The organism is Stenotrophomonas sp. GZD-301, assembly GCF_049310345.1.
In the GTDB taxonomy this organism is placed as follows: domain Bacteria; phylum Pseudomonadota; class Gammaproteobacteria; order Xanthomonadales; family Xanthomonadaceae; genus Stenotrophomonas.
The window spans coordinates 76,698-100,985 of record NZ_JBMOWY010000051.1 but is presented as its reverse complement, the minus strand read 5'-3'; the positions used below and the strand labels follow the sequence as shown (position 1 = coordinate 100,985).

The 24,288-nt window shown below is 66.0% G+C and carries 19 protein-coding genes; 11 read left to right on the top strand and 8 right to left on the bottom strand.

What is annotated here, in order from left to right; genetic code table 11:
• Positions 1-26: 26 nt before the first annotated feature.
• On the bottom strand, positions 27-266 hold the full coding sequence (locus ACO6VK_RS14455) for a hypothetical protein (RefSeq protein WP_422508273.1): 240 nt from the start codon (positions 264-266) through the stop codon (positions 27-29).
• Between the two features lie 84 nt (positions 267-350).
• Positions 351-635, bottom strand: coding sequence for a DUF2782 domain-containing protein (locus tag ACO6VK_RS14450; protein ID WP_422508271.1), 285 nt, complete (start codon positions 633-635; stop codon positions 351-353).
• Positions 636-732: 97 nt separating this feature from the next.
• Between ACO6VK_RS14450 and polA the strand changes: the two genes are divergently transcribed.
• Positions 733-3,504, top strand: coding sequence for a DNA polymerase I (gene polA / locus ACO6VK_RS14445; protein WP_422508269.1), 2,772 nt, complete (start codon positions 733-735; stop codon positions 3,502-3,504).
• 375 nt (positions 3,505-3,879) lie between these two features.
• Positions 3,880-4,359: a DUF421 domain-containing protein gene (locus ACO6VK_RS14440; protein ID WP_422508267.1), complete on the top strand. Its 480-nt coding sequence runs from the start codon at positions 3,880-3,882 to the stop codon at positions 4,357-4,359.
• Between the two features lie 15 nt (positions 4,360-4,374).
• Here the strand turns inward: ACO6VK_RS14440 and hemF are convergent, their stop codons facing one another.
• From hemF to ACO6VK_RS14415, 5 genes are all read right to left on the bottom strand, one after another.
• Positions 4,375-5,271 (bottom strand): oxygen-dependent coproporphyrinogen oxidase, encoded by an 897-nt coding sequence (hemF, locus tag ACO6VK_RS14435; RefSeq protein ID WP_422508265.1) that lies wholly within the window; start codon positions 5,269-5,271, stop codon positions 4,375-4,377.
• Positions 5,272-5,334: 63 nt separating this feature from the next.
• Positions 5,335-6,957, bottom strand: a complete 1,623-nt coding sequence (locus tag ACO6VK_RS14430) for a hypothetical protein (RefSeq protein WP_422508263.1) — start codon at positions 6,955-6,957, stop codon at positions 5,335-5,337.
• Between the two features lie 97 nt (positions 6,958-7,054).
• Positions 7,055-7,636 carry a hypothetical protein gene (locus ACO6VK_RS14425; RefSeq protein WP_422508261.1) on the bottom strand — a complete coding sequence of 194 codons (582 nt, stop codon included), beginning with the start codon at positions 7,634-7,636 and terminating at the stop codon, positions 7,055-7,057.
• Between the two features lie 29 nt (positions 7,637-7,665).
• The gene (locus ACO6VK_RS14420; protein ID WP_422508259.1) at positions 7,666-8,085 is read right to left on the bottom strand and encodes an NUDIX hydrolase; all 420 of its coding nucleotides are present in this window, start codon (positions 8,083-8,085) and stop codon (positions 7,666-7,668) included.
• On the bottom strand, positions 8,082-10,448 hold the full coding sequence (locus ACO6VK_RS14415; RefSeq protein ID WP_422508257.1) for a prolyl oligopeptidase family serine peptidase: 2,367 nt from the start codon (positions 10,446-10,448) through the stop codon (positions 8,082-8,084). The genes ACO6VK_RS14420 and ACO6VK_RS14415 overlap by 4 nt, the downstream gene beginning before the upstream one ends.
• A 350-nt stretch (positions 10,449-10,798) precedes the next feature.
• Here ACO6VK_RS14415 and ACO6VK_RS14410 point away from each other — a divergent pair, with 350 nt between their 5' ends.
• From ACO6VK_RS14410 to cydB, 9 genes are all read left to right on the top strand, one after another.
• Complete coding sequence (locus ACO6VK_RS14410; RefSeq protein ID WP_422508255.1) at positions 10,799-13,534, top strand: type VI secretion system Vgr family protein; 2,736 nt, start codon at positions 10,799-10,801, stop codon at positions 13,532-13,534.
• Positions 13,524-14,453: a hypothetical protein gene (locus ACO6VK_RS14405; RefSeq protein WP_422508253.1), complete on the top strand. Its 930-nt coding sequence runs from the start codon at positions 13,524-13,526 to the stop codon at positions 14,451-14,453. The genes ACO6VK_RS14410 and ACO6VK_RS14405 overlap by 11 nt, the downstream gene beginning before the upstream one ends.
• Positions 14,450-17,377, top strand: coding sequence for a T6SS effector BTH_I2691 family protein (locus ACO6VK_RS14400; protein ID WP_422508251.1), 2,928 nt, complete (start codon positions 14,450-14,452; stop codon positions 17,375-17,377). The genes ACO6VK_RS14405 and ACO6VK_RS14400 overlap by 4 nt, the downstream gene beginning before the upstream one ends.
• On the top strand, positions 17,370-18,104 hold the full coding sequence (locus ACO6VK_RS14395; RefSeq protein ID WP_422508249.1) for a putative type VI secretion system effector: 735 nt from the start codon (positions 17,370-17,372) through the stop codon (positions 18,102-18,104). Before ACO6VK_RS14400 ends, ACO6VK_RS14395 begins: the two co-directional genes overlap by 8 nt.
• A gap of 59 nt (positions 18,105-18,163) precedes the next feature.
• Positions 18,164-18,313 carry a hypothetical protein gene (locus ACO6VK_RS14390; protein ID WP_422508247.1) on the top strand — a complete coding sequence of 50 codons (150 nt, stop codon included), beginning with the start codon at positions 18,164-18,166 and terminating at the stop codon, positions 18,311-18,313.
• Between the two features lie 268 nt (positions 18,314-18,581).
• Positions 18,582-19,667: a hypothetical protein gene (locus ACO6VK_RS14385; RefSeq protein ID WP_422508245.1), complete on the top strand. Its 1,086-nt coding sequence runs from the start codon at positions 18,582-18,584 to the stop codon at positions 19,665-19,667.
• Positions 19,660-20,394: a putative type VI secretion system effector gene (locus ACO6VK_RS14380; protein WP_422508243.1), complete on the top strand. Its 735-nt coding sequence runs from the start codon at positions 19,660-19,662 to the stop codon at positions 20,392-20,394. The genes ACO6VK_RS14385 and ACO6VK_RS14380 overlap by 8 nt, the downstream gene beginning before the upstream one ends.
• Before the next feature lie 272 nt (positions 20,395-20,666).
• Positions 20,667-22,064, top strand: a complete 1,398-nt coding sequence (locus ACO6VK_RS14375) for a cytochrome ubiquinol oxidase subunit I (protein WP_422508241.1) — start codon at positions 20,667-20,669, stop codon at positions 22,062-22,064.
• A 1-nt stretch (position 22,065) separates the two neighbouring features.
• Positions 22,066-23,079, top strand: a complete 1,014-nt coding sequence (gene cydB, locus ACO6VK_RS14370; RefSeq protein WP_422508239.1) for a cytochrome d ubiquinol oxidase subunit II — start codon at positions 22,066-22,068, stop codon at positions 23,077-23,079.
• Between the two features lie 27 nt (positions 23,080-23,106).
• Here cydB and ACO6VK_RS14365 read toward each other — a convergent pair whose 3' ends face one another.
• Positions 23,107-24,129, bottom strand: a complete 1,023-nt coding sequence (locus tag ACO6VK_RS14365; protein WP_422508237.1) for a pteridine-dependent deoxygenase — start codon at positions 24,127-24,129, stop codon at positions 23,107-23,109.
• Between the last annotated feature and the right edge of the window lie 159 nt (positions 24,130-24,288).

Below are 24,288 nucleotides of genomic sequence, written 5' to 3'. Positions count from 1 at the left end.
CCCCCCCCCCTTCCCCCCCCCCCCCACTACGGGCGCAGCTTGAGCGTCTGCGATTCGTCCAGGCTGCCGTCCGGCTGCAGCACCACGTAGCGTTCTCCGCTGCGATCGAACAGCACCGGGATCGGGTCGCGGAACAGCGGGCGGCGGACGAAGCGCAGCTGCCAGCCGAAGTGCTCCAGCGTCTCCACCGCCTGCCGCTGCTCGGCGGTCAGGCCAGCCCGCAGCTGGGCGGGGTCTGGCGGTTGGCGGCGTTCAGACGTGGTCATCGGGCAGGGCAGGGCGGCAAACGGAATCCACGCTGCTGCAAGCCCCATACCGGCGGCGCGTCGCGGCAGTGCCAGGGCAGGCGGTCACCAGCTGTAGAGCTTCCAGTAGACCGGCGATACGCCGTCCTTGTCGTTGTCCATCCGGCCATCTCCGTTGCGGTCGTACATGTAGTACGCCGGGCCACGCGAGGGCGTTACCTTGACCATGCGCAGCTGGCCGCTGACCCGGTATTCCTCGACGGTATCGCCGTTGTCCAGGGTGCGCTTGGAGATGTCCGCGCCGCTGACATCGACCGGGGGAGTACCCGCGCCGCCGGTGGAGGCGCAGCCAGCCAGTGCGAGCAGGGCAGCCAGCAACAGGATTTTCATGGGCCGTAGGTCCTTGGACAGGGAAGCCCGGATTATGCCCCATGCGTTGTGAGCCCGGTGCCGCGAACCGCGCGGGCCGGGCGCGTAGAATCGTCGCATGAGCCGATTAGTCCTGATTGACGGGTCCAGTTACCTGTATCGCGCGTTCCACGCGCTCCCGCCGCTGACCAACGCGCACGGTGAACCCACCGGCGCGCTGTTCGGCGTGGTCAACATGCTGCGCGCCACGCTGAAGGAGCGCCCCGAGTACGTCGCCTTCGTGGTCGATGCGCCCGGCAAGACCTTCCGCGACGACCTGTATGCCGACTACAAGGCCAACCGCCCGCCGATGCCCGACGACCTGCGCCCGCAGATCGAGCCGATGTGCCGCATCGTCGAAGCGCTTGGCCTGAGCATCCTGCGCATTCCCGGCGTGGAAGCCGACGATGTGATCGGCACGCTGGCGCTGCAGGGCCACCGCGACGGCCTGCAGGTCACCATCTCCACCGGCGACAAGGACTTCGCCCAGCTGGTCCGTCCGGGCATCGAGCTGGTCAACACGATGACCGGCAGCCGCATGGACTCGGACGCGGCGGTGATGGAGAAGTTCGGCGTGCGTGCCGACCAGATCGTCGACCTGCTGGCGCTGATGGGCGACGCCGTCGACAACGTGCCCGGTGTGGACAAGTGCGGCCCCAAGACCGCCGCCAAGTGGCTGGCCGAGTACCAGCACCTGGATGGGGTGATGGCCGCCGCGGCGACCATGAAGGGCAAGATCGGCGAGAACCTGCGCGCGGCGCTTGAGCGCCTGCCGCTCAACCGCGAGCTGGTCACCATCCGCACCGATGTGCCGCTGGACGTCACGCCGCAGACGCTGCCGCTGCGTGATCCGGACGTGCCCGCCCTGGGCGAGCTGTACCTGCGCTACGGCTTCACCCAGGCGCTGAAGGAGCTGGGGGGGCCGGTCCCCGCTCCGGCCGGCGCCACCGACGCCCCGGTGAGCCTGCGCGGCACGGCCGCCGGCTTCGCACGCAACACCCCGGCCGAGGCCGACGCCGCGCTCGATCCGGCGCTGTCGGCACCGGGTGAATACGAGACCGTGCTCACCACCGAGCAGCTCACCGCGTGGGTGGCGCGTGCGGAGGCGGCCGATCTGATCGCCTTCGACACCGAAACCGACGCGCTCGATGCGATGCGCGCCAACCTGGTCGGCATCAGCCTGGCGGTCGAACCCGGCCGGGCGGCCTATATCCCGGTGGGCCACGACTATCCCGGCGCGCCGGCCCAGCTGCCGCGCGAGCAGGTCCTGGCCGCGCTGCGCCCGGTGCTGGAGAACCCGGACAAGAAGAAGCTCGGCCAGCACGGCAAGTACGACCTGCACGTGCTGCGCCGGCATGGCATCGAGGTGCGCGGCTACCACGACGACACCATGCTCGAGAGCTTCGTGCTCAACTCCACCGCCACCCGCCACGACATGGATTCGCTGGCGATGCGCTACCTCGGCTACACCACCATCAAATTCGAGGATGTCGCCGGCAAGGGGGCCAAGCAGATCTCCTTCTCCCAGGTGGGCCTGGACGAAGCCGGCCGCTATGCCGCCGAAGATGCCGACATCACCCTGCGCCTGCACCGCGCGCTGCAGCCGCAGCTGCTGGCGGTGCCGGCGCTGGACAGCGTCTACCGCGATATCGAGATGCCGCTGGTGCCGGTGCTGGCCAGGATCGAAGCCAATGGCGTGCACATCGACATGGCCGAGCTGCGCCGGCAAAGCCAGGACCTCGGCGTGCGCATGCTGGCCGCCCAGCAGAAGGCCACCGAGCTGGCCGGCCACACCTTCAACCTGGATTCGCCCAAGCAGCTGCAGGCCGTGCTGTTCGACGAGCTGAAGCTGCCGGCCCTGGTGAAGACCCCCAAGGGCCAGCCAAGCACCAATGAAGAGGCGCTGGAGGCGATCGCCGAACAGCACGAGCTGCCGCGCGTGATCCTGGAGTACCGCGGGCTGGCCAAGCTGCGCAGCACCTATACCGACAAGCTGCCGGAGATGGTCAATCCCGATACCGGGCGCGTCCACACCAGCTACCACCAGTCCGGTGCGGCCACCGGGCGGTTGTCGTCCTCCGACCCGAACCTGCAGAACATCCCGATCCGCACCGACGACGGCCGCCGCATCCGCCGCGCGTTCGTGGCGCCGCCGGGGCGCACGCTGCTGGCCTGCGACTACTCGCAGATCGAGCTGCGGATCATGGCCCACCTGTCCGAGGACCCGGGCCTGGTACGTGCGTTCGAGCAGGGCGCGGACGTGCATCGCGCCACTGCCGCCGAAGTGTTCGGGCGCGCGCTGGACGAGGTCACCACCAATGAGCGTCGTGCGGCCAAGGCGATCAACTTCGGCCTGATGTACGGCATGAGCGCATTCGGTCTGGCGCGCAACCTGGGCATCGACCGTGGCCAGGCACAGGATTATGTCGCGCTGTACTTCAGCCGCTATCCGGGTGTGCGCGATTTCATGGAGCGCATGCGCCAGCAGGCGCGCGAGCAGGGCTATGTGGAAACCCTGTTCGGGCGGCGGCTGTACCTGAACGACATCAACGCCCGCAACCAGGGCCTGCGCGCCGGCGCTGAACGGGCAGCGATCAATGCGCCGATGCAGGGCACGGCGGCCGACATCATCAAGCGCGCGATGGTGCGGGTGGATGACTGGCTGCAGACCCAGGACGGCCAGGCCCGGATGATCCTGCAGGTACACGATGAACTGGTGTTCGAAACCGAAAGCAGTTTCCTGGAAACCTTGCGTTCCCAGGTCGTCTCGCTGATGTCCTCGGCGGCGGAGCTGCGCGTACCGCTGGTGGTGGACGCCGGCGTCGGCGACAACTGGGATGAGGCGCATTGACGGGTTTTCGGCCGCAAATGGATGAACTCGTTCATTACGTGGCCGGAATCTGACTCTTCGATGAATGTTTCCGTGATGCGGCGAGGATTAATTGGGCCCCTTCACGAACTATCAATGTTCGGGGTGCTTTTATAGACCTCGACAGGCGCAATGCCTGTTGTGGATCTCTCCCATCCCCTGGAGCAGATCTCGGAACGGGGGCTCCTCCCCAAGCGCCCGTTCCCCGGCCCCGCTGACCTCCCCCTGGTCGGCGGGGCTTTTTATTTGGGCCGTTGTCAGCCGCACTGCCGCCCGGGGTGGCCCCTTGTCGCATCTGCCGATTGCCTGCTGCCCGCGCTCTGGCCCATCCTGCCTGCACGTTTCGGGGAGAGTGCAATGAGCGACCTGTTTGCCTTGGCCATGCCGTGGTGGGAATTCATCCTGCGCGCAGTGGTTGTCTATGTGGTGGTGCTGGGCATGGTGCGTCTGTCCGGCAAGCGCGCGCTGGGCCAGATCACCCCCTTCGACGTGCTGCTGATCGTGCTGCTCGGCAATGCGGTACAGAACGCGCTGCTGGGGCAGGACACTTCACTGGGCGGTGGCCTGCTGCTGGCCGCCACGCTGATCCTGATCAACTATTCGGTCGGCTGGCTCAGTACGCGCAGCCGTCGCATCGAAACACTGGTCGAAGGCGAGCCGGTGCTGATCGCACGCGACGGCAAACTGCTGGCCTCGATACTGAAGCGCGAACTGGTGACCCAGGCCGATTTCAACGCGGCGATGCGTCAGCAGGGCTGCAGCGATGTCAGCGAAGTGGAGATGGCACTGCTGGAGATCAACGGCCACATCACCATCGTGCCCAAGGACAAGACGTAACGCCGGGTTGCCGCGTCACACCCAGTCGCGCGGCACCAGGTAATCGGCCAGCCGCGCTTCGTCGCTGCCGCTCTCGGGCTGGAAGCCATACTCCCAGCGCACGCGCGGCGGCAGGCTCATCAGGATGCTCTCGCTGCGCCCGCCACTCTGCAGGCCGAACAGCGTGCCGCGATCGTAGACCAGGTTGAACTCCACGTAGCGGCCACGCCGGTACAGCTGGAACTCGCGTTCGCGCTCGCCATAGACGGCGTTCTTGCGGCGCTCCACCAGCGGCAGGTACGCATCCAGGAAGCCATCGCCGACCGCACGCAGGTAGGCGAAATCGCGCTCGAAGTCGCCATGCAGATCGTCGAAGAACAGGCCGCCGACGCCGCGCGTTTCATTGCGATGGCGCAGGAAGAAGTACTCGTCGCACCAGCGCTTGTGCGCCGCATAGCGCTCATCGCCGTACGGTGCGCACAGGTCGTGCGCGACCTGGTGCCAATGCTGCACGTCTTCATCGAACGGATAGAACGGGGTCAGATCGAAGCCACCGCCGAACCACGAGGCCACTTCCACGCCATCACGCTCGGCGCGGAAGTAGCGCACGTTGGCGTGCGTGGTGGGCAGGTACGGATTGAGCGGGTGGAACACCAGCGATACCCCGGTCGCCCGCCACGAGGCACCGGCCAGCTCCGGCCGGTTGGCCGAGGCCGAGGGCGGCAGGCGGGTGCCGGATACGTCTGAGAAACCGATGCCGGCCTGCTCGAACACCGCGCCATCGCGCAGGATGCGGGTACGGCCACCGCCGCCCTCGGCACGCTGCCAGAGGTCTTCGGTGAACCGCGCGCGGCCGTCGGCGGCCTCGATGGCCGCGCAGATGCGGTCCTGCAGGTCGGTCAGGTAGCTGCGTACGCGTTCGAATTCGTTCATGGCGCGTACTTTACCGCAGCCGCGAGCGGTGCCTGCAGCCGGCCGGCCGCAGGCACCGGGGGCTCAGCGGCCGCCTTTGCGGTTGCGGTTGGACGCCGCGGGCGCATCGCCTGCGTCGGGCGCGGTATCGGTGTCCGTTCCGGTGTCGTCTTCTTCTTCCCGGCTCAGGCGTTCGGCCATCCGTTCCAGGTTGCCCGACAGCTGCAGCATCGCCCAGTTGCGGGTGGCGTGCACATCGCAGGCAACGTGGGTGCCCTTGCCATCGCGCGCGCACACGGCCTGCAGCGCGTCGGGAATGCTCTCATCGCCGGTGTGCTCGTACACGGTGGCCAGGTTCTCGCAGCCTTCGCGCACGCCGGCCGTGCACATCTTCTGGTAGTAGGGCGCCGCCTCGGCCCAGCGATCGCCCAGCGCCAGGCGATGGCCCATCGCGTTGCAGCCCTGCAGGCGGCCAGCATCGCAGCAGGCCTGCGCGCCACGCTCGCTGCCGCCGGTGGGGCAGTCCTGGGTCAGCGGCACCTCGACGAACACCACCGACGCGGCGCATTGGCCGGCCTCGCCTTCGCGGGTGTAATAGGCGTAGCGGTTCCAGGTGTCCACGCCGATCAGGCTGCCGTTGGCGAGCGGCTGCAGCACGAAGTCATCGCCCTTGTCGTGGCGGATGCGGATCTGCCCGTCCTCCAGGCGCGCGCGCAGCTGGCCGGCGAGCGGTATCTGCACCAGCCCACCATCGCCGAAGGCCAGGCTGTCCATCAGCCCGGTGGCGGCCGTGTACTGGCCACAGGGCAGGGACGTGGCGGCGACCGGCAGCATGTCGGCGGCCGTCAGGCCCTGCAGCGGCGCAGCGGCGGTGCAGCTCTCGGGATTGCCGCCCTTGGTGCAGGCCAGCTGCAGTGCATCGCGGGCCGGCAGCCAGCGCCCGGCGGTCCACAGGGCCTGGGCGACGTCCTGGCAGAACGTGCCGGCGGGGTAGGCACGGCACAGCGCGGTCACGTCGTCCAGCGCGGCCGCCGGCAGCGGGGCCGGCTTCTGGCTGCTCAGCAGGATGCCGGCGAATGCCTTGGCCATCGCCATGCTGGCCGCTTCCTTGCAGGCCTCGGCATCGTACTGGCCGCTGTCGGGCCGGCACGCCGCCGGCTCCTGCAGATCCGGATCGTCCTCGGCCACGTCTTCACGGGTAGCGGCCTCGCGCGCCTCGGATTCGTAGCTGGACAGCAGCGCCTTGCAGGCCGCCGGCACGCCTTCCGCGCACCACGGGCGCAGCACGTCGCGGTCGGCCATGCGGATGTCATCCAGGCAGGTGCCGATGCTGGCGCGGCAGCTGTTTTCCGGGAAACGCACGGCCGGTTTGCAGCGCGCCGGCTCGCTGAGCTCGTAGGTGAGGTAGCCCGCCTCGAGGCGGCGGCCGCCGTCGGTGATGTCCGCTTCCAGCACCACCCCGGCATCGGGGTCGGCCATCTTCACCTGCTGGCCCAGGCGCCGCAGCAGATACGGTTCACGCGCCATCCCGGGAATCTGGCGGTACCCCTGGTTGGGGCTTTCGATGACGATCCGGGTGGGATTGTCGATCGCCTGGTAGGTGCCGCATTGCAGGGCGACGGGCGGGGCGGATGCCGGGGCCGCCGACAGCAGCGCCACCGGCGCCGCCAGGCCGGCCAGCGTGGCCAGTACACGAATCAAGGACATGGAAAGTACCTGTACGAAAAAGTGGATCAGGAAGCGGTGTCGGTGCGGCCGCCGGCCGGCAGGCACGCCAGCGCGCCCACACGCCGCCGCCGCTGCGTCACGGGAAGAACCGCGCGCGCACGTCGGCGTGCCACAGCCGCAGCACCAGCCACAGGTGCAGCACGAAGTACACGATCGCCGCCAGCGCGAGCAGGCCGGTCCAGATCGCGCGCTGTACGCGCAACGACGCGCGCAGCGCCTGGATGTCCGGGCTCTGCACGGCGGTGGCCAGTTCGGCCTGCAGGTTCTGCAGGAACAGGTCCAGCAGCCACGGCACCGCGAAATTGAGCAGCGCGGTCAGCACCAGCAGGAACGTGAAACCCACCAGTGCCCAGCGCTGGAAGCGCAGCAGGCCCCAGCAGGCAGCCACGCCGAACAGGCTGAGCAGCAGGGCGGCAGCGGTCAGTGCCTGGGCATGCGCGATGCCCAGCACGACCGGCTCAGGTAGCAGCGGCCACCAGTCGCTCTGCCACATCGCCATCAACGTGGGGACGTCCAGCAGCAGCGGCAGGGCGAGCATCTGCACCGCGAACCACAGGCTGGAGGCGGCGCACACCAGCAGCGACGCCTTGGCCACCGGCACGATGAAGTCGTCGGCGCGCGGTGTACGCAGTGGCAAATGGGGAGGAGGCAATGACATCCGGTGTCCTGGTTGACCAGACCGCGATGTCAGATCGCGGCCACCGCACGTGCGGCCGCGGGCAGGATATGGTCTGCGCTCAATGGTGCCAAGCGGCAATCGTGCGGCGGTACGGGCGCAGTCCAGCGCAGCGCGGCGATCTCGGCGCGTGCCTGCGGCGTTCCCGTGACCCGCACCATCCAGGCGCGGGCGCGAACCCGGCGGCCGGGTTCGTTCACTGCCCAGGCCTCGAACCGCCCCAGCGGCACGGCGCTGCCGGCCTCCAGCAGTACGCCCAGTTCCTCGTGCAGCTCGCGGGCGAGCGCCTCCAGCGGCGCCTCGCCCGGTTCGGGTTTGCCACCGGGCTGGATGAACGTGTCCGAGCCCTGCTTGCGTACCACCAGCACGCGGCCGGCGGTATCGCGGATGACCGCGGCGACGATCTCGATCGGCGCCGCGTCGTGGCTCACTTCAGGTTCTCTTCGAACAGCTTGAGGATGCGCTTGTACTGGTCAAGCCAGGAGTCCGGACGCACGTAGCCGTGGCGTTCCAGCGGGTACGGCGCGATCGTCCAGTTGTCCTTGTGCAGCTCGATCAGCTTCTGGGTCAGATTCACCGAGTCCTGGAAGAACACGTTGTCATCCATCATCCCGTGCGCGATCAGCAGGTGGTCCTGCAGGCCGTCGGCGTACTCGATCGGCGACGACGTGCGGTACGCCTCCGGATCGATGTCGGGGGTGTTGAGGATGTTGGCGGTGTAGCCGTGGTTGTACTGGTGCCAATCGACCACCGGGCGCAGCGCGGCGCCGGCCTTGAACGTGCCCGGCGAGCGGAACAGCGCCATGAAGGTCATGAAGCCGCCGTAGGAGCCGCCGTAGATGCCGGCGTGGTCGCGGTCGCCCTGCTTGGTGTCCACCAGCCAGTCCAGGCCGTCCTTGTAGTCTTCCAGTTCCGGGTGGCCCATGTTGCGGTAGATCGCCGTGCGCCAGTTGCGGCCGTAGCCTTCGCTGCCGCGGTAATCCATGTCCAGCACGATGTAGCCCTTCTGCACCAGCAGGTTGTGGAACATCTGCTCGCGGAAGTAGGCCGGGTAGCGCTGGTGCACGTTCTGCAGGTAGCCGGCACCGTGCACGAACATGGCGATCGGATACTGCTTGCCCGGCTCGGGGGTTTCCGGTCCGTAGTACTTGGCCCAGACCACGCCGGCGCCATGCCTGGACGGCACCTGCACCAGCTTGGGCTGGATCCACTCGCGCGCCTTGAAGGCGGCCGTACGGGTGTCGGTCAGCACCTTGGCCTGGCCGCCGCTGGTGGGCACCACCGCCAGCTGCGCCGGCAGGTAGGCGCCGGAGTAGCGCACCAGCAGCTGCTGGCCGTCCGGGGACAGCGAGAAGTCTTCCACGCCGTTGAGCGACGTCAGCTCACGCACCTGCCGGCTGGCGGTGTCCACTGCACACACTTCGTAGTCGCCGGGCGACTGCTGGTTGCACAGGACGTAGAAGCCGCGGCCGTCGGCGCTGGGCACCGGCATCGAGGTTTCCCACGTGCCGCTGGTCAGCGCCTGCGGCTTGGCCGTGCCCTGCTGCGTGTACAGGTGTGAATAGCCCGATTCCTCGGACAGCAGCCACAGCGTGCGGTTGTCGCCGGACCAGCCGAAATCGTTGAAGCCCCAGTTGATCCAGGCGCTGTCGGTCAGCCGGTGGCGGTTCTCCAGCTTCGCGCTGGCTGCGGAGACGCTGGCGATCCAGCGGTCCTTGTTGTCGTTGGCGCGCAGCATGATGGCCGCCTGCTGGCCATCGGCGCTCCAGCGGATGCCGGGGCTGCCCGGGCCGCCCAGCACTTCCAGCGGGCGATTGCCCTTCAGGGCATCCTTGCCGGCGGCCTTGCGCAGCGCGGCCAGCGGGTCGGTGCCGATGCCGGGCAGGCCGTCCAGCGACAGCGGCTTGACCGTGCCGGCCACTGCGTCGACCAGCCACAGCGCGTGCGGCTCGGGATCGTTGCGGCCCACGCGGGTGCGGGTGTCTTCGAATTCTTCGTAGCCCGATTCGGTGACGTATTTGGGCATCTTGCCGCCGCGGCCTTCATCGAAGCTCTTCGGCTTGGTCACCACGATCAGCGTGCGGGCATCGGGCGACAGCACGCTGTCCACGATCTCCACATCGGCGCCCAGGTACACCGGACCCGGCGCACGGGTGCTGTCGGCGCGGCGCCAGCTTGCTTCCTGCTGCTTGAGCGCCTCGCGCTGCGCGCGGTCGTTGCGCAGCGTGGCCAGGGTGCGCAGCTGCTGGTCGCGCAGCACATCGGCCTTGGGCGCGTCATCGGGGTTCTTCTCCGCCTTCAGGCTGGCCACCTGCTGCACGCCGGCGGCGGCGGTCCAGTGGAACCAGTTCTGGCCGGTGCGCCAGATCACCCCACCGTCGCGGGCGAACGCCACCGCACCGGACTTCTCCGTGCTGCGGGTCAGCTGGGTCAACGCGCCGCTGCGCAGGTCGCGCAGGAACACATCGCCGTTGCGCACGAACACCGCACGCTGGCGCGCGCTGTCGTACACCGGGCTGTCCACGTCCAGCGTGCCGCGCTGGTCGTCGCCGACCTGCACCGCCACGCCACCGGCAATCGGCTGGCGGAAGGTGTCGCGGACCGGGCTGCCGGTGCGCTTGAGCTGGTACTCGACCTGCTGGCTGTTCCAGGACCACCACGCGCTCTCGACCGGCGGCCCGATCCAGTCCGGGTCGGCCATCGCCTGCTCGATGGTGATCGGCGTCGGCGCGGCGTGGGCGGTACCGCCGAGGGCGGCGAGCAGCAGCAGGGACAAGGGCAGCGTTCTGGGCATTGCGGGCGGCACCGTAGAGGAAAACCCGGCAAGCGTAGCAGCCGTCAGGGCCCGCCGAAGCGGCCACAGGTCATGGGGACAGGATCGGAAAAGTCGCGCGTGCGCGGATGCCGGGGATCGGTGACGGGCCGTCGGCGAAGCGCTCGGCGTCACAGTTCGAGCGCAGAGGAAAGTCTGGGTGGATGAATTCTCAAGATTTCATAGAAACATCAATCGCTTATTCAAACTTTTCCTATGGTGCCGCCGCATCCCCTCCGCCCAGAATTCACGCGGTGACGCACGGTGCGGGGTACTCCCGCCCGGCCATCGGATGGCGCAGAGCCTCTGTGCCAACAAGGAGTGGATCGGTCATGGAAGGGATGCATGCGCTGCAGGCTGCACTGGCCGCCGCCGCGCAGGGGCAGTGCCACCTGCGGCTGGATACCCTGTTGGGCGAGCGGCTGGGTGCGGTCGAGGCGTTCAACGGGGTCGAGCAGGTCGATGGGGCGGGCTTCGTGCTGGACGTCGTCGTGCTGTCGCTGGAAGTTGGCCTGCCGCTGGAGCGGTTGTGCGGCACCCCCGCGCTGCTGCAGATGCAGACCACCGGCGCGCCGCGCGCGTTCCACGGCCATGTCACGGCCGTTGAGCGGCTCGGCAGCAACGGTGGTCTGGCGCGCTATCGGCTGCGCCTGCAGCCGTGGCTGGCCTTCCTCGCCCAGCGCGTGGACAGCTACGTGTTCCATGACCGCAGCGTGGTGGAGATCGTCGAGGACGTCTTCGCCGACTATCCCGGGCTGGTGCCGGCCTGGCGCTGGTCGCTGACCGACCGCAGCCAGTACGCCCGCCGCAGCCTGACCACGCAGTACCAGGAGTCGGACCTGGCCTTCCTGCAGCGGCTGCTGGCCGAGGAAGGCATCTACTACTGGTTCGAGCATGCCGGCGACCCCGGCAGCGCACGCCTGGGCGCACACACGCTGGTACTGGCCGATCACCACGATGACGTTCCCCGGCTGGGTACCGTGCGTTACCACCGCCGCGATGCCACCGAACGCAGCGACAGCGTGCAGCACTGGCGCGTGTCGCGGCGCTGGTGTCCTGCCGCCGTGTCACGCAGCAGCTGGGATCACCGCACCGCCACGCTGCGCCACGCGCATGCCGAGGTCCCGTCGGGGGTGTCGGGCATCGGCGAAGACATTGACACCAGCGGCCCGTACGGCTGGCAGGACAACGCCCGCGGTCAGCGCCGCGCGCAGCAGCACCTGGATGCGCTGCGCGTGCGCGCGCACACCATCGAGGGGCAGGGCAGCTGGCGCCAGCTGGTGCCCGGCGCGCAGTTCCAGCTGGGCCAGCATCCGGGCGTGGACGGCGGTACCGCCTTCCTGTGCCTGTCGGTGCAGCACCAGGCCCGCAACAACCTCGAGGCCGACATCCTCGATGCGCTCGAGCAGCAGCTCGGCCCGGTCGCGCAGGCGCCGCTGGCGCTGCCGGTCGCGTTGGCCGGTCTGGCCGCCGCCGCACCCGCGCAGGCGGTGACATCGACCTTCTACGACAACCGTTTCGTGGTGATTCCCGCTGACGTGGTGTATCGCCCGCAGACCGAGGACGGCCACGGCGTGCGCCTGCACCCGCGCCCATCGATCACCGGCACGCTCAGCGCGATCGTGGTCAGCGACGGTGAGCCGCTGCAGTCCGACCGCGACCACCGCATCAAGGTGCAGTTCCCGTGGCAGCGCGGCGGTGCGTCCAGCACCGGCCAGGCGCACCCGGGCGGCGACGACAACGCGCCGGCCAACGGTGGCGCCTGGACCTGGGTGCGGGTGATGACCCCGTGGGCCGGTGACAACTGGGGCGGGGTGGTGCTGCCCCGGCGCGGCCAGGAAGTGCTGGTGGCATTCCTGGAGGGCGACATCGACCGCCCGGTGGTGGTCGGTGCGGTCTACAACGGCCGCGGCCAGAACGAGGCGTCGCACAACCAGGTCGCGAGCGGCGGCGCGCAGGCCACCGGCAATGCCGCCGCCTGGTTCGAAGGCAACGACCACTGCGCGGTGTTCACCGGCTTCAAGAGCCAGGCGCTGGCCGACAGCCAGGGCGGCGCGGGCGGCTACCAGCAGCTGCGCCTGGACGACACGCCGGGGCAGGGCCGTGCGCAGCTGTCCACCACCCAGCATGCGACCACGCTGACCCTGGGGCATCTCAAGGGCGGTGAGGACAACGTGCGCGAGGCCGACCGCGGCTTCGGCGCGGAGCTGTCCAGCCAGGCGTTCGGCGCACTGCGCGCGGGCAAGGGCCTGCTGCTCAGCACCGAAGGCGGCGAGCCGCAGCTGGCGGCCAACCAGGCGATGGCGCAGCTGCAGGAAAGCACCGAGCTGGTGGCCACGCTCAACGAATCGGCCCACAACCAGCAGGCGATGCTGCCGCAGGAACCGAGCGAGCTGCCGGCGCACCAGGCACTGCTGCAGCTGCAGGAAAAACTGGGCGGCATCCAGAGCGGTGGCCCGGCCGGCAGCATCCAGGGCGGTGATGGCGAAGCGCCGGGCTGGGACGCGCCAACGCTGATGGGCAGCGGCGTGGCCGGGGTGATGAGCCTGACCCCAGCCGACCAGGTCTGGGTCAGCGGCACGCAGACCACGCTGGCCAGCGGGGTGGCATTGAACTGGCTGAGCCAGGGCTCGATCACGCTGGCGGTGTCCGGCGGGCTGGTGCTGTACACCGCCGGCAACGAGGCCAAGGCCGACAGCCCCAACACCGAACGCGGCATCGTGCTGCACGCCGCGCAGGGCAAGGTCAGCGCCCGCGCGCACAAGAACGTGGCGCAGCTGGCGGCCAAGACCGCGGTCAAGATCGCCAGCACCGAAGCAGACGTGCTGGTGTCGGCACCGGCCAAGCATGTGCTGGCCACTGCGGCCGGTGCGTACCTGCGCATCGAGGGCGACAACATCGAACTGGGCGCGCCGGGCAAGGTGGACCTGAAGGGGGTGTTGCGGGAGTGGACGGATCCGCAGCTCCTGTCTGACGCGGCCGCGTTGAAGAGCGCGGCCCACAAAGGATGTGAGCCGCACCTGATGTCTGCGCAATCACGCTATGAGGGTACGGCCGATGTTGGATAACGCACTCTGCGAGCAGCTGGTCGCTCTCAATGATCGTGCTGGGGGGAACTGCTATCTATTGATGCAGAACGGACACCAGGAAACAGAGGCGGACACGCGCTTCAATGACCTCGCAGAACAGATCCAGATCTGCTCGATGCCCGTACGGCATCCCGCGCTACCGCCGCGGTTCTCGCCCTACCTGCTCCGCATACGCATGAATGAAGGCATGCCGGCAACGCTGTCTTCCCTGGCCGTTTCAATGGCCCTTGCAGACAAGGCGACGAGCGCACTCAGGCGGGGTGTCGTACAACGCGCCTGCGCGTGGATATGGACGTCGGAAACGGCCGAGCAGCTCTCAGACAACATCGCAAAACGCCTGATATCCCCGTGTGCATCCGCGTACGCCGGGAGACGATGGCTCCGCTACTACGATCCCATGGTCACGGATCTGTTCCTGCAGGCGTGCACGCCGGCGAACCGGGCACATTACTTCGATGGCATCACCCATTGGGCCTTCATCGACAGATGGAAGCGGTTGTCGGTACATACACCAGAAGCTGAAGCGCCCGTCGGTTGTCGAAACGTCAACTGGAGCCCCATCCGTTGCATCGGCGCAGTGAACCAGGCATGGATTCGAGCACGCCTGGAAGCCGTCGATGTTCTACCTGAAGCGTTCGACCTGGCGCTCGACGCGGTCGCCATTGCACATCGGCAGGGCATGACAGAACAGGCGGATCTCGACTTGTTCGCATGGCAGAGCTTTTCCTTGGGGCCACGATTCCATGCACACGACGTTGTGCGGGCGCTGCTCAGCGCTGTGGCGGCGGGCAAGCGCTATGACGAGATGGTCTATCAGATTGACGAGTCGACCTGGCAACGAGTCGCCCGCGAGGCAGGGCTGCATGGCCCCAGGTCAACCGGCTGGGGTGAACGATGAGCCGTCAGCAAGGTTCTCACGGGGGGAGCGCCAGCCCAGAAGTCTCTGATCTCCCCGCAGTCAAAGCCGTCCTACCTGCCGAAGACGACCTGAAAGACGCATGCGATATATGCCGCAGCACCGGCCTGGCGATCCTTCCCGTTCGCTACACCGTCGTTCCCGATGCGTGTCCCGGCGCGGGCCTGGGCATCCTGCGCGGCGGCCGTGCCTGCGCCGAGGCGATTGCGGCGTCAGGCTACACGTATGCCCTCAGAACATTGCGACAAGGCATGCTCTACCTGTTCTATGAACAGGGTGGGCCCTACGGCCCGAGGCATTGGGAAGCCTACTCGGTAGCCGAGAACGGGACGCTCTGGCTCCAGCCGTCCGCATTCACTGCCCGCGCCGTGGAAGGCGCCGGCCTGCCGGCCTGCAGCCGAAGCGCGCACGACCCCATGCGTACCGAGTTCATCACCATCCAGCGCCCCCATCTGTGTGGCACGGTCTGGCTTGCATTCTCCCAGCACGTATGGACACCTGCCACGCTGGATCGATATGCAACGGACGAGAAGCTGCGGGCAGAGCGGATGCAGCCCATCACGCCGGCAACGTGGATTCAATCACCTGCGTCGACCGCGGACTACGCCCCCATCAATGACGCATCGATTCTGTCGAGCATCATGGAGTACAGGCAAACGAAGGACCCGGCGAAAGAGCCCGCCGAGCTTCCGCACCTTGCCGCTCCTCGCGCGATCAGTCGATCCGACGGGACATTCTTCGGGGAGGTGTTGAGGGCCAACGCAACCCGCTATCCGTGGTCGCGACGCACCCGTTGGCGTGACGCCAATGCGACCGATCCCCTTCAGGATCGGTACCAGCTGCTTTGTACGCATAGCAGCAACGGTCGCGTCGCGGAGAACCTGAAAAACTACGCCCCAATGCTGATTGGTCTGTGGGATGCCGTTGGCGTCGTCCACGAGCTCAATGGCTACTGCCACGACGTCATCGGAAACATCGAGCGCTACAAGCAGGAAAGAGCATTGGAGCTGAACGCCGTTGGGCATATCGAGCAGATATGCAGCCTCCTGGAGCTCAATGGCGCCGTACTGTCTGACAACTACGCCAAGGCAAGCCTCGCTGAACTTGAGAGGCTCTATGAAGAGAAGCAATCGAGATCGCGACATGCCACGGGTGGCAGGAAGATGGAGCCCGTTCTCTCTGAAGAGGACAAGAAGCAGTTCATCGATCATCTCTCTCGAGCGCTCCTTCCACTGTATCAACAGGAGGCGCGAAACAAGTGGAACAAGAAGTACTGGCCTCGGATCGATGAGCCTTCATTCAAAGCGTTCAAGGGAAACCTTGAGGGATTCATGGACGCTGCGCTGTCCTGCCTGGAGCCAAGAACAAAGGCGCTTGGGTTGTGGTTGCGCAACGAGCTCTTCCTGGTAACGCTTGAGGACTTTGATGGAACGTCACCGGGCTGTGGCCTGAGGTTCGAAGAGGTTGTGACCGATGCCATCGAGGGGCTTGGCATCAGCAAAGAAGGTCGCAGGATTCTGACCATGCTGTCAGCGAATACGCACGTTACCCAACGAGAGTGCCTCCTATGGCGTGTCATCGCCCAGAACCAGGACGATGCGCGACAAGAACTTGAGCAGACCCTCGCGGAGGCCAACGCACATCGTGATCTCGCTCTCAATGCATCGGGCGCCGCCTGGTTGACATTCGTGTCCGCCACTTCACACCTAAAAAAGTACCTGGACTACTACAGGAAGTTCGAGGCGGTGCAGAAGGAGACAGTGCCGACGACGGCAGCAAGCAGGATCCTCCGGGACAGCGGTGTAGATCGCTTCGTCACCACAGCAGGTGCCTTCATGCTGAACTGCTTCCCGTTGAAAGGCATCCAGGACAAGGCAGGCAATGCAATGGTCCGCTTTGTCTTCTACACCCGGGCGTTGATGAGTGCCGAAGAGGCCTCGGATCTAATCTCCAAGGAAGCCAGTGCCGGCGTCGAGGTCAAGCGGTACTTCCTCGACCGTGTGAATCACTATCGCTCCCAGAAGATCACAAAGGGCACGCCCATGATGTTTGCGCTCCGGGATGTGGAGCGGCATCACGGCACCAGGTTGATGCAACAGCGTTGGAAGGCAGCGGCCGACAGCAGCCGGAACGTTGTCCGCCTCAACACCCTGACGGGCGTTCTGGAGCTGGTGAACTTCATCAACCTCACGCTGAAGGCTGATAAGAGAGCGCGGGACTATGCCACCTTGCTGGCGTCAGGCATGTCGCTCATTGCCGTGTACACCAGCATTTCCGAAGCTGTCAGCAAGGAATTCTATGGCAGTGCGAGCCGGAGTGTTGGCCGGATGAAAGTTGTCGGTGGACTCGCTGGCGGGGCTGGCAGCTTCATCGGCGTTTACTACGATGCAGGCGATGTAGTGAGCGCCTACAGAGGGCAGCGATACGAAGCTGCGACGGCACTTTTCGCAAAGGCATTCGCTGGCGGTGCAATTGGCGGTGCTCAGTTCCTGACTGCACTCGCGTATTCATCGCCTGTGATCAAGCGCGTCGTTGGAAGCAGCGCCGTGACGGTCGCTTTAGACGGAGTAAAAGCAGGCCTGACCGCAGCCGCTTCGAAGGGCTCTGCGTCGGCTCTCGCGTCGCAGTCGATGAAGCGAATCGGAGTATGGATCCTCAGATTGGGTGGCTGGAAAGCGGCAGTGGTGATGGCCGCCATTGAGGGAACCGTGTGGGCACTTAGCCCGAATGATCTCGAACTATGGTGTGAAAAGAATGCGTTCGGGAAGGTTGAAGAGGGATGGCTATTCGGGCTCGGGGCGAGTGGTCCGAAGTTCCGATCCGCAAAAGAGCAGGAGGAAGCATTCATGGCTGCAATGGGGAGCGTTTCGACCAGATCCAGCGAGGGGAAAGCTGCTGATGCATAGGGCGAATCTTGGTTCATTGGAGGTTATCCAAGGAGAAGCAGGTAAAGCAGCGGTTGAAGTCGTACTTGTAAACACGCTCGGCCACAAAGGTGACCGCGAAGGCATGGCCGCTACGGGCGTCATTGCTGCCGCGATGGGATTGAGCGGCGCGGCTGCCTACATGGCGGCGTCTTCGGTGGAGGACATGGAGGAGCCGGTGGCGAAGGTGAGCGTCGAGCTTTCAGGTCAGCCGGTTGAGGGGTTGCTATGGAGATGGCCGTTCAAGGAGGGTGATCAGCTCACAGCCATTGGCAATCGTGTTCCCGGCGGTGGCTTCGTCGCACTTGCGGTAATGAACGAAGCGGAGCGGATAATAGCCCTCTACCCACACGTGAGTGCAGGAAGGCACGCGCATTGGTGGAGAGTGCTGCGGTACTCGCTAGCCATCGGCATCCCGGGGATCGTCCTCACGCTGGCAGTTGTCTGCATCGGACTCGCATCGATGGGTGAGAACGTCTTAAAGGAACTTCCTATGTTGTTGCTGATATCGCTCCCGAGTATCGGAATATGCCTTGGGATTGGCTACAGCCTGGGACGGCGCTTCACGCCCTACACCAGAATGGCCGAGGCCGTGTTCACGGCCATTGGCTGGAACGATGTCAAGTGGGTCAACCTCAGGGCAGACGTCAAGAAGCTAAGAAAGCCAAGTGATCCGCCTACGCTTGGCGACAGCTATTTCAGGTACTGATCGATTCGGAGGAGTGTGCTGGAGATCGAAGCAAGGCTCTCAACAGGAAGCGATTGTTGATGCTCAAGGCGAATCTCTGCTCATTGGATGATATCCATGAAGTGGAACGTAATGCAGCGGTTGAGGACGGACGTGTAAGTACGCTCGGCGGCACAAGTGACCGTGAGGGCGTGGTCGCTACAGGGTTGGTAGCCACCGCTATCGTCTGAGTGGCGCGGCTGCCCCGCATGGCAACCTTTTCAATGGAGGAGTGAGCCGGTGGCCAAGGTGAGCTTTGAGATTTCAGGCCAGCCGGTTGAACGGGTGCTATGGAGATGGTCGTTCAACGAGCGTGGTCGACTCAGAGGCACTCATGTTCCCGAAAGGACTTCGTCGTGCTTGCGGTAACGAACGAGGCAGAACAAATAGTTACCCTGGATATCAAACTGATGGAATCACCAGTTCTACGCAGCCTGCGAAAGAAAGGAGCCGATTGCGGTGTATCTCTTTGAGATGATTTTCTGGAAGGCAAAGCTAGGCGAAGGTGACAGCGATCAAGGGGGCGCGCCACCAGACGAATCCGTCGATGACGCCACTGATCTACGGCAGCGAATCAAGAGAGAGCCGCGCGATGAGTCCGCAGTCTTCGCCGTGAACAGACGCTTCATGGACGTTCAAGGCGCATGGCAGGAAGACAAGCGAGGCGTCATCACCTTTGTCTTCGTCGGCGTCATGTTCGTCCTGCAAGGGCAGTTTCTAGTTGGGATAATCATCCCCGGCGTGCAGCACATGATCTCCGGGATCGGCTATTTTGGTAGGCCGCTTGCTTCAGAGAATTATATTGTATTACCCATGTTCATTCTGATGTGGGCAATGGCAAACATTGTCTTCTTCAGGCTCTGCTGGCGCTGGGTACGATTGGAGCTGTTTGTGCAGCGACGCATCATCGTTCGTTTCAATCGCGTCACTCGTCAAGTGCACATCAACAGACCTACCTCCGCAGGTGGAACGGTCACCCTCCCATGGGATGCCACGATCATGGAGATGACAGGCGGGGAACCAGGCTCCCGCACCGGTGATGGAACGCTCGTCATGGGCTGGCCAGGGGATCACACGGGCGCGGGATTCGACGAGATATGCATGCTTGGTGGCCTCCTTGATGATCAAGGCAGCGCAGAGGCTCTGGGCGAATACATCCGTCGCTACATGGAGGAAGGCCCCGACGCTGTGCCGCAACCCAAACGCTTGCGTGCAACGTTTCCCTGGCCTTGGGATTCCGTGCGCTCCACGTTGAGCTTCCTGCTCCCGTCCTGGCGTACCGGCGACAAGGGTCTCGTGCTGACCTTCGCGCTGCTGCTGTCTCCTCTGCTGCTGCTGCACAGCTTCTGCCACTGGATTTCATTGCTGCTGTGCTGGCCCACCTGGTGGCCACGCATCATCCGCCGCGCCGGCCTGCCCGGGGCGCCACTCCCGGCACTCACAGTGGCCGAGGACTATGGCCCGGAGATCGCGCAGAAGTTGCGGGCATCAGCAATGAAGCTCGCTCAGCCATCTGCTGAAGCCGAGTCTGTGTCTGATGCATAAGGCAAATCTGGGTTCATTGGAGGTTATCCAAGGAGAAGCAGTTAATGCAACGGTTGAGGGCGTACTTGTAAACACGCTCGGCCGCGCAGGTGACCGCGAAGGCATGGCCGCCACGGGTGTGATTGCCGCCGCGATGGGATTGAGCGGCGCGGCTGCCCACATGGCGGCGTCTTCAATGGAAGAGATGGAAGAGCCGGTGGCCAAGGTGAGCTTCGAGCTTTCGGGTCAGCCGGTTGAGGGGTTGCTATGGAGATGGCCGTTCAAAGAGGGTGATCAGCTCACAGCCATTGGCAATCGTGTTCCCGGCGGGGGCTTCGTCGCACTTGCGGTAATGAACGAGGCGGATCGAATCATCACTCTTTATCCCCATGTGAGTGCAGGGCGTCGTGCGCACTGGTGGAGAGTGTTTCGATACTCGTTTGCTGTCGGCGTGCTGGCTGTCTTCATTGGCCTTATCGCCATCTGCATCGCACTCTTCCCAATGGATGACAGCGACGCAAGGCAACTCCTTGTTATGGGGCTCGGATTGATACCGAGCATCGCGATTTTTCTTTGGATTGGCTACAGTCTGGGCCGCCGCTTCACGCCCTACACCAGAATGGCCGAGGCCGTGTTCACGGCGATTGGCTGGAGCGACGTCAAGTGGGTAAATCTCAGGGCAGACGTGAAGAAGCGAAGAATGCCTGGTGACCCGCCTGCGCTTGGCGACAGCTACTTCAGGTACTGATCCCGGCGCAGCCACGCATCATCCGCCGCGCCGGCCTGCCCGGGGCGCCACTACCGGCACTCACAGTGGCCGAAGACTATGGCCCGGACATCGCCAGGAAGCTCCGGGCGTCGGCAATGAAGCCCGCCGCCCCCTCACCCTGAACGCTCCACCAACCCTGAACCCGCCTCCACCTGCGACAAAGTGAAGCAGCGCGTCACCGGGTCGCATGTGCCTTTAACGAATACCGGCCCAGACTGGTGCGGATTCCAGAATGCAGGCGGAGGCGTCAGGTGGACGCGTTGTTGTTGTCGCGGATCCAGTTCGGGTTCGTCATCAGTTTTCATGTGCTGTTCCCGGCCTTCACCATCGGTACGGCCAGTTGGCTGGCGTTCGTGGAATGGCGCTGGCTGCGTACCCGCAACCCGGTGTGGCGCGAGCTGTACTTCTTCTGGCAGAAGATCTTCGCCGTGTCCTTCGGCATGGGCGTGGTCAGCGGCATCGTGATGGCCTTCCAGTTCGGCACGAACTGGCCGCGGCTGAGCGAGGTGGCCGGCAGCGTGATCGGCCCGCTGCTCACCTATGAGGTGCTCACCGCCTTCTTCCTGGAAGCCAGCTTCCTGGGCGTGATGATGTTCGGCTGGGGCCGGGTGTCGCCACGCCTGCACTTCTTCTCGACCTGCATGGTGGCGCTGGGCACGCTGTTCTCCACGTTCTGGATCCTGTCGTCCAACAGCTGGCTGCAGACGCCGGCCGGCTATGAACTGATCGACGGCATCGTGCATCCGCAGGACTGGTGGCAGGTGGTGTTCAATCCCTCCTTCCCGTATCGCCTGGCGCACATGGCGCTGGGGTCGTTCATCACCACCTGCTTCGTGATCGGCGGGGTGGGGGCGTGGTACCTGCGCAAGGGCACCCACGTGGAGGCCGGCCGCACCATGCTGCTGGCGGCGGTGGCGTTCGCCGCGCTGACCGTCCCGGTGCAGATATTCGTCGGCGACATGCATGGCCTGAACACGCTCAAGCACCAGCCGATGAAGATCGCGGCGATGGAAGCACATTGGCACGCCGAAGACGAAGGAAAGGGCGTGCCGCTGGTGGTGTTCGCCCTGCCCAATGAAAAGGCCGAGCGCAACGATTACGAGATCGCGATTCCGCGCCTGGGCAGCCTGATCCTCACCCACTCGATGGACGGCACCTTCGATCCGCTGACGTCGGTGCCGGCCAGCGAGCGTCCGCCGGTGGTGCCGGTGTTCTTCGCGTTCCGGATCATGGTCGGGCTGGGCACGTTGATGCTGGTCCTGGCCTGGGTGTCGGCGTTCCAGTGGTGGCGGGGCCGGCTGCTGCAGTCGCGTTGGCTGATCCGCGGCTGGAACTGGATGCTGCCCAGCGGTTTCATCGCGCTGCTGTCGGGGTGGTTCGTGACCGAAATGGGCCGCCAACCCTGGGTGGTGTATGGCGTGCTGCGCACCGCCGACGCGGTCGGGCCGCAGAGCGTGTGGATGACCGCGCTGTCGCTGGGGGTTTACGTGGTGGGCTACGCGTTCGTGTTCGGCTGGGGCATCTGGTACCTGGTCAAGATCATCCGTACCGGGCCCAAGCCGCATGATCCGGCACCGGCGCTGGACGCCGGCAGCCATACCCCGGCACGGCCGCTGTCGGCCGCCGACGAACCGCTGGAGGAGCGCTGACATGGAGATGACGACGTGGCTGCCGGTGGCGTGGTTCGCGGTGATCGGCTTTGGCGTGCTGATGTACGTGGTGCTGGACGGCTTCGTGCTCGGCATCGGCATCCTGGCGCCGATGGCCGAGGATGAGGAACAGCTGGACGTGATGATGAATACCGCCGCGCCGATCTGGGACGGCAACGAGACCTGGCTGGTGCTGGGCGGGGCAGGGCTGATGGCGGCGTTCCCCAAGGCGTACGCGGCGATGCTGTCGGCGCTGTACCTGCCGGTGCTGCTGCTGGTGGTGGCGCTGGTGTTCCGCGGGGTGGCGTTCGAGTTCCGGTTCAAGGCACACCGTTCGCGCCGGTTGTGGAGCGTGGCCTTCGGGCTGGGCTCGTTGCTGGCGGCCTTCGCGCAGGGAGTGATCCTGGGCGCGCTGGTGCAGGGCCTGCAGGTGGTGGACGGGCGCTATGTGGGCGGTGCGTTCGGCTGGTTCAGTCCGTTCTCGATGCTGACCGGGGCGGCGGTGGTGTTCGGTTACGCGCTGCTGGGCAGCACCTGGCTGATCCTCAAGACCGAAGGCCGCGAGCAGGCCTTCGCGCGCACCCTGACCCGGCCGCTGGTGGTGGCGGTGATCGTGTTCATGGGGCTGGTCAGCGCCTGGCTGCCGTTCCTGGATTCGCGCCTGATGGCGCGCTGGTTCAGCGATGGCAATTTCTGGTGGCTGTCGCCGGTGCCCCTGCTGACCCTGGGCGTAGCGGTGGCGCTGTGGCGCAGCGCGATGCACCCGCGCCGCGACCTGCCGCCGTTCCTGCTGACGCTGGGGCTGTTCGTGTTGGGCTTCATCGGGCTGGTGCTGGGCATGTGGCCGTACCTGCTGCCGCGCAGCATGACCCTGTGGCAGGCGGCCGCACCGGCATCGTCGCTGGGCTTCAGCCTGGTCGGGCTGGTGGTGCTGCTGCCGGTGATCCTGGGCTACACCGCGTGGTCGTACCGGGTGTTCCGCGGCAAGGTGACCGCCGATGCGGGCTATCACTGACCGGGTGGCCGCGCCGCGTGCGCGGCGCTACCCGTGCAGGCCTTCGATCTCGACCAGCAGTTCGGCCCGGCACACCTCGGCGTGGAGCACCACGAACGCGGGCGCTGCCGGCAGGGCGGCCAGCTGCGCAGCCACCGCGTCCATGTCGCTGGCATTGCGCACGTAGACTTTCAGCAGCGAGGTGCTGCCCAGCGCCGGCGACAATGTCGGCCGCTGGCCACGTGCGGTATCCACGAGGCTTTGCAGGTTGGTCAGGGTTTCAGCGAGCTGTTCAGCCAGCGCGCCGGTGTGCTGCGAGGCATGCCCGATGATCGCAGCGGTGCCGGACTGCAGCAGTGGCAGGCCGGTCGATGGCGGTGGCAGCAGGGCCCGCGCGAAGCTCGGCGACTGTGGCCCGTACTGGCGCGGGTAGCGGAACGCGCTGACCTGGCGGGGGTTTTCCAGCGGCACCCCGGGTTCGCGGGCGGACAGCCAGTACACCTGCAGCCGGCGCACGCCGTCGACGCGGCCGATGCAGGTGGCGGCGGGCAGGGCGGCTTCGTCCAGCGCCTGCAGGCCGTCGACGCGGCCGACGCAGAAGCGCCGGTAGCGTTCCTGATCGCCGTCGCCTTCGGTGACGGCATCAAGGTAGTTCCAGGTACGCAGCAGATGGGGATACGCGCCCTGTGCGAGGAAGGCGCTCATCCGGGCGTAAGCCTGCTCGGTGGCGGCGGCGATATCGCCGTCCACTTCGTCGATCTCCAGCGCGCCGAACTGCACCTCCCCGTTGTGCGACCAGCGCACCCCGCTGGTGCGACCGTGGTGGACCGGGTGGGCGCTGCGCCAGATCTCGATGCGGGCCGGGCCCTGCTGGGCCAGGGGTATCTGAAGCCAGCGCGGGTCGTCGGTCGGCGTGGGCAGGGTGCCGAAGCCGAACACGACCAGCGTCTGTGGATCGGCGAGGGCATTGTCGCGGTCGGCGGCCGGCGCGTAACGGGCATCGAACAACGCGGGGCCGGGCGGGGGGAACGCGTGCGCCGGCGGGGGTGCGTTGTCGGGGGTGGTGCTCATTTCAGATTGTGAAAGCTGCCAGTGCCAAGGCTGTCATGATAGCGTGCGCTCCTTTCCCGGCGCCGCCAAACGGTGCCTGACGATGTCGATGACAGGCGCGGAACGGCTGCAGTGGGGGAGCCGGAACGCGTCGCCGCCAAGGCTCGTACCCTTTTTGTG

What these genes read in the sequence shown, in the direction of transcription:
- ACO6VK_RS14455 (WP_422508273.1), bottom strand. Translation starts at nt 266, where the DNA reads ATGACCACGTCTGAACGCCGCCAACCGCCAGACCCCGCCCAGCTGCGG.
- ACO6VK_RS14405 (WP_422508253.1), top strand. Translation starts at nt 13,524, where the DNA reads ATGTTGGATAACGCACTCTGCGAGCAGCTGGTCGCTCTCAATGATCGT.
- ACO6VK_RS14425 (WP_422508261.1), bottom strand. Translation starts at nt 7,636, where the DNA reads ATGTCATTGCCTCCTCCCCATTTGCCACTGCGTACACCGCGCGCCGAC.
- hemF (WP_422508265.1), bottom strand. Translation starts at nt 5,271, where the DNA reads ATGAACGAATTCGAACGCGTACGCAGCTACCTGACCGACCTGCAGGAC.
- polA (WP_422508269.1), top strand. Translation starts at nt 733, where the DNA reads ATGAGCCGATTAGTCCTGATTGACGGGTCCAGTTACCTGTATCGCGCG.
- ACO6VK_RS14415 (WP_422508257.1), bottom strand. Translation starts at nt 10,448, where the DNA reads ATGCCCAGAACGCTGCCCTTGTCCCTGCTGCTGCTCGCCGCCCTCGGC.
- ACO6VK_RS14440 (WP_422508267.1), top strand. Translation starts at nt 3,880, where the DNA reads ATGAGCGACCTGTTTGCCTTGGCCATGCCGTGGTGGGAATTCATCCTG.
- ACO6VK_RS14395 (WP_422508249.1), top strand. Translation starts at nt 17,370, where the DNA reads ATGCATAGGGCGAATCTTGGTTCATTGGAGGTTATCCAAGGAGAAGCA.
- ACO6VK_RS14430 (WP_422508263.1), bottom strand. Translation starts at nt 6,957, where the DNA reads ATGTCCTTGATTCGTGTACTGGCCACGCTGGCCGGCCTGGCGGCGCCG.
- ACO6VK_RS14365 (WP_422508237.1), bottom strand. Translation starts at nt 24,129, where the DNA reads ATGAGCACCACCCCCGACAACGCACCCCCGCCGGCGCACGCGTTCCCC.
- ACO6VK_RS14410 (WP_422508255.1), top strand. Translation starts at nt 10,799, where the DNA reads ATGGAAGGGATGCATGCGCTGCAGGCTGCACTGGCCGCCGCCGCGCAG.
- ACO6VK_RS14380 (WP_422508243.1), top strand. Translation starts at nt 19,660, where the DNA reads ATGCATAAGGCAAATCTGGGTTCATTGGAGGTTATCCAAGGAGAAGCA.
- ACO6VK_RS14400 (WP_422508251.1), top strand. Translation starts at nt 14,450, where the DNA reads ATGAGCCGTCAGCAAGGTTCTCACGGGGGGAGCGCCAGCCCAGAAGTC.
- ACO6VK_RS14390 (WP_422508247.1), top strand. Translation starts at nt 18,164, where the DNA reads ATGCTCAAGGCGAATCTCTGCTCATTGGATGATATCCATGAAGTGGAA.
- cydB (WP_422508239.1), top strand. Translation starts at nt 22,066, where the DNA reads ATGGAGATGACGACGTGGCTGCCGGTGGCGTGGTTCGCGGTGATCGGC.
- ACO6VK_RS14450 (WP_422508271.1), bottom strand. Translation starts at nt 635, where the DNA reads ATGAAAATCCTGTTGCTGGCTGCCCTGCTCGCACTGGCTGGCTGCGCC.